At 64.8% G+C, this 11,364-nt stretch carries 10 protein-coding genes and 1 pseudogene; 5 read left to right on the plus strand and 6 right to left on the minus strand.

Annotated features, from left to right (window positions below; genetic code table 11):
* Window positions 1-62: 62 nt before the first annotated feature.
* Window positions 63-851 (plus strand): aquaporin, encoded by a 789-nt coding sequence (locus NA5_RS35470; protein ID WP_062993404.1) that lies wholly within the window; start codon window positions 63-65, stop codon window positions 849-851.
* Between the two features lie 411 nt (window positions 852-1,262).
* Here the strand turns inward: NA5_RS35470 and NA5_RS35475 are convergent, their stop codons facing one another.
* Window positions 1,263-1,637 (minus strand): hypothetical protein, encoded by a 375-nt coding sequence (locus NA5_RS35475; RefSeq protein WP_062993405.1) that lies wholly within the window; start codon window positions 1,635-1,637, stop codon window positions 1,263-1,265.
* 812 nt (window positions 1,638-2,449) lie between these two features.
* Between NA5_RS35475 and NA5_RS35485 the strand changes: the two genes are divergently transcribed.
* Window positions 2,450-2,950, plus strand: coding sequence for an RDD family protein (locus NA5_RS35485; RefSeq protein WP_084484668.1), 501 nt, complete (start codon window positions 2,450-2,452; stop codon window positions 2,948-2,950).
* Window positions 2,951-2,987: 37 nt separating this feature from the next.
* On the opposite strand, the gene NA5_RS35490 is transcribed toward NA5_RS35485, so the two are convergent.
* The gene (locus NA5_RS35490; RefSeq protein WP_062993408.1) at window positions 2,988-3,566 is read right to left on the minus strand and encodes a type II toxin-antitoxin system PemK/MazF family toxin; all 579 of its coding nucleotides are present in this window, start codon (window positions 3,564-3,566) and stop codon (window positions 2,988-2,990) included.
* A gap of 72 nt (window positions 3,567-3,638) precedes the next feature.
* Entirely contained in the window at window positions 3,639-4,367 is a 729-nt protein-coding gene (locus tag NA5_RS35495) for an EthD domain-containing protein (RefSeq protein WP_062993409.1), read from the minus strand.
* 148 nt (window positions 4,368-4,515) lie between these two features.
* Between NA5_RS35495 and NA5_RS35500 the strand changes: the two genes are divergently transcribed.
* Window positions 4,516-5,169: a DUF6304 family protein gene (locus NA5_RS35500; RefSeq protein ID WP_062993410.1), complete on the plus strand. Its 654-nt coding sequence runs from the start codon at window positions 4,516-4,518 to the stop codon at window positions 5,167-5,169.
* Between the two features lie 86 nt (window positions 5,170-5,255).
* Window positions 5,256-7,118 (plus strand): translation elongation factor 4, encoded by a 1,863-nt coding sequence (gene lepA / locus NA5_RS35505; RefSeq protein WP_062993411.1) that lies wholly within the window; start codon window positions 5,256-5,258, stop codon window positions 7,116-7,118.
* A 72-nt stretch (window positions 7,119-7,190) separates the two neighbouring features.
* Here the strand turns inward: lepA and NA5_RS35510 are convergent, their stop codons facing one another.
* The 3 genes from NA5_RS35510 to NA5_RS35520 form a co-directional block, all read right to left on the minus strand.
* A complete protein-coding gene (locus tag NA5_RS35510; RefSeq protein WP_245672590.1) occupies window positions 7,191-8,498 on the minus strand; it encodes a sensor histidine kinase in 1,308 nt (435 codons plus the stop codon).
* 102 nt (window positions 8,499-8,600) lie between these two features.
* Entirely contained in the window at window positions 8,601-9,296 is a 696-nt protein-coding gene (locus tag NA5_RS35515; RefSeq protein WP_062993413.1) for a response regulator transcription factor, read from the minus strand.
* 26 nt (window positions 9,297-9,322) lie between these two features.
* Window positions 9,323-9,688 (minus strand): hypothetical protein, encoded by a 366-nt coding sequence (locus NA5_RS35520; RefSeq protein ID WP_062993414.1) that lies wholly within the window; start codon window positions 9,686-9,688, stop codon window positions 9,323-9,325.
* 405 nt (window positions 9,689-10,093) lie between these two features.
* Here NA5_RS35520 and NA5_RS35525 point away from each other — a divergent pair.
* A pseudogene (locus NA5_RS35525) lies at window positions 10,094-11,364 on the plus strand (hypothetical protein); the annotation flags it as partial.

Here is an 11,364-nt window from a genome sequence, read left to right on the forward strand (position 1 = left end):
GTAGCAGGTCCCAGGTAGAAGCCCCGCGCATACGGGGAAGATCCTCTCGGAAGGTGGCGCGTATGTCTCCCACTGCTCAGGAAGTCGTCGAGGAAGTCACCGAACTGGAGCCGACGCCAGAGGCCAAGAAGTGGGCCGCCGAGGCGCTCGGCACATTCGTGCTGGTCATGAGCGGTGTCGGCACCGCGGTACTGGCCGGTGAGCGCGTCGGTGCGCTCGGCATCGCACTGGCCTTCGGCTTGTCTCTGCTGTTTCTGGTGTACGCGATCGGCCCGATCTCCGGCTGCCATGTGAATCCGGCCGTGACCGTCGGGCAGCTGCTGCTCGGCAGGCTCTCGGTGATCTCCGCGGTCGGCTATGTGATCGCGCAGCTGATCGGCGGATTCCTGGCCGGACTCGTGCTGTTCGCGATCGCCAAGAACCTGCCCTCCTACGACCGCGCGGTCAACGGGCTCGGTGCGAACGGCTGGGGTAAGCACAGTCCGTCCGCGGTGCGCGGCCCGCTCGGACAGGTGGTGATCGAGAACGGCTACGGCCTGTCCGCGACGATAATCATCGAGGTCATGCTGACCGCGCTGCTGGTATTCGTGGTGCTGGCCTCCACCGACCAGATCTCCGATATCCCGCTGGCCGGTCTGTCGATCGGCGTCACACTCGCGGTCATCCACCTGATCTCGATCCCGGTGGACAACACCTCGGTGAACCCGGCGCGCAGCCTCGCCGTCGCCTTCTACCAGAACGGTGCGGGACCCCAGGTCTGGGTCTTCGTGGTGTTCCCGCTCATCGGTGGCGTGCTCGGCGCGCTGATCTATGGCCTGCTGTTCGGCCGCTCCCGCGAAATGGTGTCTTGACCGCCTCCCACAAGCTGAGAGACTTCGAGTTATCCCCTGCCATGGGAGCCGCGGCAGTGTTGCCCCTGGCTCGCCGGTCAAGGTAGACACCATCCATGGAAACCAGTACGGCACAAGTTCGGCTGAAACGTTCGCTGGCGGCCGTCGCCGCTGGTCTGGCTTTGGTTGCGACCATTGCTCCGACCGCGTCGGCCGCCTCCGATCTTTCTGCTCAAACCTCTACCACCGTAGCGGCTCCGATCGATTCGGGATCGTCCAGTGGCTCTGGATATCTGCTCAATGGTGTACTCAACCTCCTCTGTGTACTCACTGGTTCACGGCCAACGTGCTGGGGCGATGTTCCCCAGTAAGTTCAGTTCGGTATAGCCCGAGCTTCTGCGGATCCGAGACAACAGAGGGCACGTAAAAGGATCAGTCCAGTATGCGGTCACAGCTGCCCGCGTCTGCCCCGCGACCGTACGCCCGTTCAAAATCGGAATAACTCGGATCGACCTTGTCCATGTAATACGGGATAATGGCTGCTTCGACATCTCGGCACAGCCATTTCTCACCCGTTTCACTATTTTCTATGAGAAAATTCAAGATGTGCCAGCCGCTTAAAGGGGCACCCGCCGCGGCCGTGCATTCACGCCCTTTCACGGATCCGAATGGCGTGAGCTGTGTGTACTTGCAGGTGTAGGTCGGCAGGGCTTGTGCCGTAGCTGTGGGGGTGGTCACCAGACCGGCGGTAGTGGCGGCAAGGATGAGTGTGGGCAAGCCGAGGCGGACAAGGCGGGTTGTGATCATCGTGGTTCCTGTTCGAAATCGAAATAAGTAACACCGTGGGAAATGGTCTCTCGCGAACGGCTATATCGTTTGCGCAGCCGCGTCAGATAGGGTGACAGTTGCTCGCGTCCACCCCGGCGTTGAGTACCTCCTCCGCGTATAACATTCCCGGGTGGACCGGATTGTCGAAGTATACGAACGCAGCACCGCACTCCCATTTTTCGCCGGTGACGCTGTTTTCCATCCAGACAGGGTAGAAATATGTGTCATCCAACGGGGCGCCGGGTGAGGCCGTGCACTTGCGCCCTTTCATCGAGTTGAATACCACTAAGACGTTTACGATGGGCGTGTACTTGCAGGTGTAGGTCGGGAGCGGGGGTTGAGCCGCGGCAGTGGGAGCCGCTGCTAGACCGGCGGTAGCGGTCAGCGCGAGCGCGGAAAGCCCAAGAAGGGTAAGACGGGTTGGGATCATCAAGGCTCCTGATCGAATCGAAATCACTGTCGCAGCAGCAGTAAGCGTCTACTCGTCGTCAGAGTCCGAATTTGCGTGAAATCCATTGGTAGACTGTTGGTTCACGATTACGCTTGCCGATCGCGCTTAAGAAGTCCTTAACGACAGCTGAAGCGCGGCGAACCGATTTCGGCTCCCGCGCAAGAACTTCCGGCCGCAGCGCGTCGAGACCCCCCTGAAGAGGGCATGCGGTCGTGCCGCCGAGCGTTGCTGTCGCCCGATGCAGCTGGGCATCCATTGTGGCGCTGGGGCTTTGATCGTTCGTGTGCGGGTCTCGCTACGGGGTCGAGCGTAGGGCTCCAGATCATGGGAGTACGGCACAATGCGTCGCGTGAGTGTTCAATATCCGGGCCCTGGAGCCCGCGGGGTTGGTCAGCATCCGCAATCTCGGCCGCAGGCGGATGTTCCTGAGGAGGCAGGTGAGAATCGCCTGGCCCTGGCGGCCATGATCGACGGCTTACTGGCCCTGACTGTCGGTCTGAGCGTTTCGGTAAGGATCTTTCCTGATACCGACGGCGCTATGGAATTCCTCGCGGGTTTCGTTTCCTGTGTCTTTGCGGTGTCTTTCGTCAATCACGTGGTCGGCACATTGTTGGTTCGTGGCAGCGTCGCCAAGCTGTTGCTCGGAATGCGGGTGGTGCGGTGGAAGAATGGCAGGCGTCCGCGCTTCTGGCAGACGTTGTGGCGGTGGCTGTTCGGCTTTGTTCTGATCGCGCTGCAGTATGTCCTGGAAGGTGAGAGCGTGGGGCAGGCGTGTGGTCTGCGAACCGTGCGTCGTCGCGACGAAATGGGCCCTGCTGCCAGGGCGGTGAGCGGCCACTGACGGTAACCGCGTCAGCTGCACCCGGACCCGATTCCCATCAATGCCAGTGGTATTCGGCGCACAGGCGGTGGGCGACCAGGTTGAAGGTCTTGCGGGCCAGGATCGCGCCTTCGCGGCGGATGCCGTCCTCCGGGACATCGAGTACTCGATCGAGGCGGACCCAGCTCGGCCTGCCCTCGTGATCCCAACTGCCACTGCCGATTCCGACCCAGTCGCGATCGTGGGCGCGTTCCGGATTCGATGACAGCATGAGTCCGAGCAGCGTCCTGCGGTCGCGACCGACCACGAGCACCGGGCGGTCCTTGCCGTTGTTCGGATCCTCCTCGAAGGGCACCCAGGTCCACACGATCTCGCCCGGATCCGCGCGACCGTCCAGTTGCGGGCAGTAAACGATCTGTCTGGCCCGCTCGGCGGTCGGCACCGGGGTCGAGGCGATCGGCCGGATCGCGACCGCGGGCGCCTTACGTGTCGCCAGCGACCCGACCGCGCGCTCGAGCAGCGATGAACGCTGCAGTTTGTCCACCAGCTTCGGTCCCTGCTGCTTGACGATCTTGGGACCCTGCTCCTTCGCGATGAGGCCTAGCTGCTTGCCGATCGTGTTCCAAGTTCGGGCCATCCTTGGATGGTAACGGCGCGATCTCGTCTTCTCATCAGCACTGCCTACCGCCCGGTAGTGCGAGTTCGCGCGTCATGCGCCGGTGCGCTGACGGACGCGTGTCGAAAACGGTTGCAGCACCGGATACCTGCTGGCGGATACGGTATCGAGGTCGCGATCGGCGCCGATCCGGGTGACCGAGTCCAGCATCCGGCGCACTCGGTCCTGGAATTCGGCGGCATCGCGCGCGCCGTACCAGACCAGCGGATCGGTGAGCGCCGCGGCCGGAAACTGTTCCTCGACAATGGCATCGATGGCGGGTGCGTCCGGTGTGATCGCCCGGACCACCACGTTCTGCGTGTAGCCGAATGTCGACTGTGTCTCGATGGCCACCGCGGTGTGCCGTCCCTGCCAGTCGCTGAGCCATTGCGCCTGGGTGAGTTCGGCGGGTCTGCGTAAGAAGGCGAGGTTGCCGAAGCCCTCGGTGCGGTTCGGGACCGAATCGTCGAGCCGTAGCGGCACCGACTCGGTCACCAGGTAGCCGTGTGCCGCGGTGGCGAATTCGGCGAGGATGTCCGCCGCGGCCGTGGCCTCGGGACCGTAGCTCTGCTCGACCCAGACCGTGACCGCCGCGGCGATCGGCGGATCCAGCGTGACCATTCGCATCAGTGCGGCCTGCACCGCCGCGTCACGGACATAGACGGTGACACCCGCGACCCCCAGGTCGACAAGGCGCGCGGCCACGGTGGTGCGCAGCGATTCGCACCATGATTCGGTCGCCTCGGCATCGGATCGGCGCAGGACGAAGACCAATTTCTCCATCCGCCGAACGTACGGCCGCGGACCCGCCGGTGTGTGGGATTTGTCCGATTAGCGGGACGGATTCGGCGATGCCGCGCAACAGGGTTCGTGCGCGCGCATTCTCCGCTAGAGTCTGGCGAAGTTCGTCGCGGGAGAAGGTAATCCAGCTGTGCAACCGCAGGTTTTTCCCGGAACCTACACCGACGACCACGGCACCGAGCGCATCATGTGGCGGATCGGGCCATCGCGGCACTGGGGTCCGAACCGGTTCGATATCCGGACGGTGATCCGCGGCGTTCCGGTGGCGGGTCCGGATTTCGACGCGCTCGGTCCCTACGACAAGAGCGCCGCGCTTCGGGTCGGACTGCCCATCGACGAGTGGGATGCCATCTCGGGCTGCGCATTCTCCGGCGAACTGCCCTGCTCGGTGCAGGCGCACGGTGAGCGCCGATCCGGCGTCATCCACTTCCGCCTGACACTGCCGCCAGGCGGGGTAGGGGAGTCGCTCGAGCTCGCCATCGATATCGACGGACAGACCTACCAGGGCACCGACAGATACTTCGAGGACGCATTGTTCCGACTCGGACAGCAGTTCCCGGACGATATCCGCCTGCTGTCCTGCATTACCTGCCTGTTCTCCGATTACTCGCCGTACGGCCACGGCCTCACCGGCATGTGGTGTCATCGCGATGCCAAGGACCAGTACCTCGCGGTCCGCACCAAGGACGACTATTTCGAGGTGCCGGTGACCGAACAGGTACCCGAGACCTACCTGTGCACCGACTACACGCACCGCATCCCCGGCACCGGCTACCGCGGCTGAAAAGTGGTACGGAACGCAGAACGGTGAACCGCTGACAGTGCCGCTACCTCGCGCATGGGACGATAGACGGCAGTTTGCCGATACCCATGAGGAGTGGAGTGCCCGCCAGCTTCGCCGACACGACGTTCACCGATCCCGCCCGGATCCGGAACTTCTGCATCATCGCGCACATCGACCACGGCAAGTCGACGCTGGCCGACCGCATGCTGCAGCTCACCGGTGTGGTCGAGGAGCGGGCGATGCGCGCCCAGTACCTGGACCGGATGGATATCGAGCGCGAGCGCGGCATCACCATCAAGGCCCAGAATGTGCGGCTGCCCTGGCAGGTCGACGGCACCGACTATGTACTGCATCTGATCGATACCCCCGGCCACGTCGACTTCACCTACGAGGTGTCGCGTGCGCTCGAGGCATGCGAGGGTGCGGTGCTGCTGGTCGACGCGGCGCAGGGCATCGAGGCGCAGACGCTGGCGAATCTGTACCTGGCGCTGGACAAGGATCTGACGATCATCCCGGTGCTGAACAAGATCGACCTGCCTGCCGCGGATCCGGACCGCTACGCCGCCGAGATCGCCCATATCGTCGGCTGCGAACCCGATGACGTGCTGCGGGTCTCCGGTAAGACCGGTGTCGGTGTGGCGGAGCTGCTGAACGAGGTCATCAAGCAGGTGCCACCGCCGGTCGGCGATCCGGACGCACCCGCGCGCGCCATGATCTTCGATTCGGTCTACGACACCTATCGCGGCGTGGTCACCTATGTCCGCGTGGTGGACGGCAAGATCATTCCGCGCGAGAAGATCAAGATGATGTCCACCGGCGCGACGCACGAACTGCTCGAGGTCGGCATCGTCTCCCCGGAGCCCAAGCCCACCCAGGGCCTCGGCGTCGGCGAGGTCGGTTATCTGATCACCGGTGTTAAGGATGTGCGCCAGTCGAAGGTCGGCGATACCGTGACTTCCGCGCGCGGCGGTGCGAGCGAACCGCTCACCGGCTATCGCGAGCCGCGCCCGATGGTGTACTCCGGTTTGTACCCGGTCGACGGCTCGGACTACCCGGACCTGCGCGACGCGCTCGACAAGCTCCAGCTCAACGACGCCGCGCTGACCTACGAGCCGGAGACCTCGGTCGCGCTCGGCTTCGGATTCCGCTGCGGCTTCCTCGGCCTGCTGCATATGGAGATCACTCGCGAGCGTCTGCAGCGCGAATTCGATCTGGACCTGATATCGACAGCCCCGAATGTGGTCTACAAGGTGGAGATGGAGGACGGCGCCGAACACGTCGTCACCAATCCGTCGTACTGGCCCGAGGGCAAGGTCCGGCATGTGTACGAGCCGGTGGTCAAGTGCACGATCATCTCGCCGAGCGAATTCATCGGCTCGATCATGGAGCTGTGCCAGTCCCGGCGCGGTGAACTCGGCGGCATGGACTATCTGTCCGAGACCCGCGTCGAATTGCGCTACACCATGCCGATGGCCGAGATCATCTTCGACTTCTTCGATTCGCTGAAGTCGCGCACCCGCGGTTACGCCAGCCTCGACTACGAGGAGTCGGGTGCGCAGGAATCGGCGCTGGTCAAGGTGGATATTCTGCTGCAGGGTGAGGCAGTGGACGCGTTCAGCGCGATCGTGCACCGCGACGCCGCCCAGGCCTACGGCCACAAGATGACCACCAAACTGCGCGAACTCATTCCGCGCCAGCAGTTCGAGGTGCCCATCCAGGCCGCCATCGGCTCGAAAATCATTGCCCGCGAGAACATCCGCGCCATCCGCAAGGACGTGCTCGCCAAGTGCTACGGCGGTGACATCAGCCGTAAGCGCAAACTGCTCGAAAAGCAGAAGGAGGGCAAGAAGCGCATGAAGACCATCGGCCGCGTCGACGTCCCCCAGGAAGCCTTCGTAGCCGCCCTCTCCTCCGACGCCGCCTCCGATAAACCCAAGGGCCAGAAGTAGGCCGACTGGCCGCGTCGAAGTGGCTGATTCGGTATACACAGCGCCATCGGTCAGTGCATCGCCAGGCTGCTGTCAGGTTGTGATTGCGATCTTTACTCGGAGGCGTACACCACCCAGTGGGCTCTGGTCCAGTTCGGCTGTGCCGGAATGGAGTTCGGCTTGTTGACGGACCAGGGCCAGGCCTAGGCCGGAGCCGGGGGAGCCGGGGCCCTTGGCGAAGCGGTCGAAGGCGGTGGGGCGGAGGGCATCGGAGATGCCGGTGCCGTCGTCGTCGATGGTGATTTCGATTGTGTCGTCGTCGTGGCGGTGGGCGGCGACCGTGACGGTGTTCGCGTGACCATGCTGGACGGCGTTGGCAACCGCATTGGTAACGATCAGCATGAGGCCGCCGGGGAGACCGGTCACCGTGGCCGGGGTGCATTCGGCGAGGTCGATGCTGACCTCCGGGTGTCGGCGACGGGCGTCTTGCACTGCGCGGTCGAGGGTTTCGCAGACTTCGAAGGGCTCGAAGGCGTCGGATTCGGTGAGTTCGCCGACGGCGAGTTGTTCCAGATCGGTCAGGGTGTTCTCGATCTGGCGCTCGGCGAGCAGGACATCGGCCAGTACCGCGCGCTGCTGATCGGCGGGTAATTCCTTGGTGGCCAGGACTTCCAGGTCGGTGCGCATCGCGGTGAGCGGTGTGCGCAGCTCGTGGGCGCAGACCGCGGCGAAGTCCCTGGCACTGGCAAGCGCGCGATTGGTGGCGCCGTGTGCCGCTTCGAGTCGCGTGAGCATGCGGGTGATGGCGTCGGAAAGCTCTTCCGCCTCACGGGCTCCGCGGCCGCTCAGCGGCGGAAGCTGTTCGAGGGTATCGATGCCGTGCGTCGCGGCGGCCAGTCGGCGCAGTGGCCGCGCGGCGTAACCGGCCAGGAACCAGCCGAGCACCGCGGCGAGCAGGACGCCCGCGATGCCGATCCCGACCCCAATAAGCTGGCTGTGGCGGATGGCCGAATCCACCAGTGCGCGATCGGGTTCGAGCCGCACCACCAAACCGGGCGCGCCCGCGACGGCGGTGCGGACGTCACCGGGGCTGACGATCACTCGCGCTGGTATGGCGGGATCGAGAGTCGGGAGGGGGATGTCGGGACCCGGTTGCGGTGCGGGGAGGTGCTGTGGGTTGGGGAGGGTCCGAATCACTACGTGCGGTGGCGTATCCAGTGGTGGTGCGATGGCGACACCCATGGTCGAGACCGTGTCGTCGAACTGACGGGAACCGGTAGCGTCGAGAAGTGCCGTGTAGGCGATGCCGAGCGTGACCGCGACAAGCGCCGCGACCACGCCCGACACCAACGCCACACGAGCGCGCAACGACAGGGACACTTTGCCTCTCGCGGACTTCACTGTCCGACTCCACCGACTCATCGGCGCTCGGGTCGTTGTGCGGGGACCGATTCCGCTGCTCGCTCACGATTCCGCTGCTCGCTCATGATTCCTCCGTAGCGCTCATGCTTGTTCCCGCAGTACGAATCCCACCCCGCGCACGGTGTGGATCACCCGAGGCGCACCGTGCGCCTCCAACTTTCGCCGCAGATAGGAGACGAACACATCCACCACATTGGTGTCGGTGGTGAAGTCGTATCCCCAGACCGCGGAAAGGATCTGCTCGCGGCTGAGCACGATGCCGATGTTCTCGGCGAGCAGTGCGAGCACCTCGAATTCCCGTTTGGTCAACTCGACCTGCTGTCCGCTCGCGAACACCCGATGCCCGGCCCGATCGATGCGCACCTGTCCGACTTGGCGTTGCTCATCACCGGACGGCCGGATCAGCGCGGGCCGACGGCGCAGCAACGCGTGCAGGCGCGCGACGAGTTCGCCGAGGTCGAAGGGCTTGGTCAGGTAATCGTCAGCGCCGCGCTCCAGTGCCGCGATGCGATCGCTGACCGCGGTGCGCGCGCTGAGCACACAGATCGGAATGTCGTTGCCCATCGCGCGCAAAGCCGTAACCACGCCGGCCCCATCCAGATTCGGCATATTCACATCGAGCACCATGGCGTCCGGCTCGGCGCTGCGGACCATCGACAGTGCCTCGGCGCCGTCCCCCGCGGTGACCACCTCGAAGTCCGAGAGTTCGAGCCCGCGCCGCAGCGACGCGAGAACTCGAACCTCGTCGTCCACGACCAAGATGCGTTGTCCGGTCATGGGGCCACCATAGAGCCGCCCCTCGGTCAGCTGCCGCTGCTGCCGGTCGGCGCCGGACGGGCGGGCTGGATGTACACGACGCCGGGCCGAGCAGGCTCGCCTGGCCGGTCGGGCCGCACGATGACCGGTCCGGACGGATCGATGTCCGGGCAGCCCGGCGGTGCGAAGATCGGCGGCAGCGGTGCGCCCGGAGCGCCGAGCTCCCGACGCTCCTGGATCACCACATGAGGTTCGCCAGGCTCCTGCACCACGCACGTCACCGTCAGGTCCCCGTCGTCCGGGAGCGGCGGATGGGCCGAGGCGGCTCCGGCGACCAGCGCGGTCGCGGTCGCGGCGAATGCGGTACCCGTGACGATGGTGATAATGCGGGCTCGGCCGCGTCCGAGGGTCATGATGGGATCTCCTTCGCGTCGGTGCCGGGTCTGTTCCGGCGAGACCGACGTTAAGCAGCGCAACTTCACCAACTCTTGAGCAATTATTAGAAATCTCTTGCGGCGCATCCAACTTCGGGCTGTACGCGTGGCCGCCGACGAGTTAGTCTCGTCGACACGGTTTCGGGCCGCGGGCCCGGAGCGCTCGAGCAGGTCCGATGGCAACACCGGCCCCGGTTCGGGATGCCCGCAGAAACAGGGCTTCCGTTCTGGTTTTTCCAATGGCAAGTTATGTTGCTCGTCACAGTCGTATGCTCTGCGGACCTGCAGAATGTGACAGTTGGGTTTTCCGGAATATCGTTAGGTGATCTTCACTCGGTCTGCCCGGCGTGGTGAGGATGCTGGAAACCTGAGAGTGGAGCTTGCATGACGAGTGACCTGCCCTTCGACAGCGATGCCACCGATGCTGACGATCGTGCGGGCGATACCGCCTATCGCGTCGCCACCGGCGTCGCGCGGGTAGCGCGGGCGGGCGCGTACGTCACCGGCGGTGCGCTGGTCGCCACCAATGGCGGTCCCGCCCCCGTTCATCCCGGCGGGCAACGGCTCGACAGCTGGACTTCGGCCTACACTCGCGATCCCGATGCGGACGCGCCGAGTCCGGTGGTCACCTTCCCGGATCCGGACCCGAATTCGACACCGCCCGCACCGGTGCATTCGTCGACGCCGACGCCGCGCGATGTCAGCGTCAACGCGCCGTTCACCATCCCGAACGTGCCCAATTCAGGCGTATACATCGGGCCTGTGCCGCAGCAGCATTCAGCACAGCCGTGGCAGAACGCCGGATACGGCAACAGCTATCAGCCCGGACTCGGCCTCGGAACCGAGAGCGAACGGTCCGGTCTCGATCTGCACAGCGATTCACCGCCGTCCGGCCTCGATCTCGGTACCGGACACGTGCCAGGAGGCTTCGGCAACCTACCCGGATTCGACCTGGGGCAGGCCGGTCACGGTTTCAACCTGCCCAACCCGAACGGGTTCCTCACTCCGGGTTCGAACCCTTTTGCTCTGCCCCGCGTTCCGGTGTCGGCGACGGCCGACAACATCGCGATCAGCGAATCGGTGAGCAGCGATGCCGAAGGCACCGACGACGGCGATGCGGACGCGAGCAATGTTTCGTTCTACGGCGGCAACATGTTCCACAGCGGCGCGACCGGGGGCAGCGGTGCGTTGTTCCACGGCAACGACGCTTACTACGGCAACGACGCGTTCCAAGGTAGCGACGCACTCCACGGGGCCGACATGTTCCACGGTGTCGGCAATCCAGATGCCGTCGGCGTATTCATCAATGCGGAGGCCGCTTTCAGCGTGCATACCGAACTCGGAGTCGACTTCAGTGTCGGCCCGAACGGGATGCACCTGGCCACGCAGTCCAAGGTCGAGGTCGACGGCGCGCTGAAGGTCGAGGTCGGTGCGGGTCGGGTCGGTGACAATATCGACAGGTTCTCCGATTGGCTCGGCCAAACCCCGGGCGGTACCGGACGTTCCGGTCTCGACAGTTCCGGCACGCACGCCACGGCCAACTCGGTCGGCACCCAGCCCGCTGGCGGATCCCCGTACTCGGCGGTGCAGCCCGTTGCGGTGCAGCCCGTGCAGCCGTTCGTGGCGCCGCTGCCCGCGCCGGTCGCACCGGCCGT

Origin of the sequence: Nocardia anaemiae NBRC 100462 (genome assembly GCF_001612725.1) — a bacterium.
Lineage (GTDB): Bacteria > Actinomycetota > Actinomycetes > Mycobacteriales > Mycobacteriaceae > Nocardia > Nocardia anaemiae.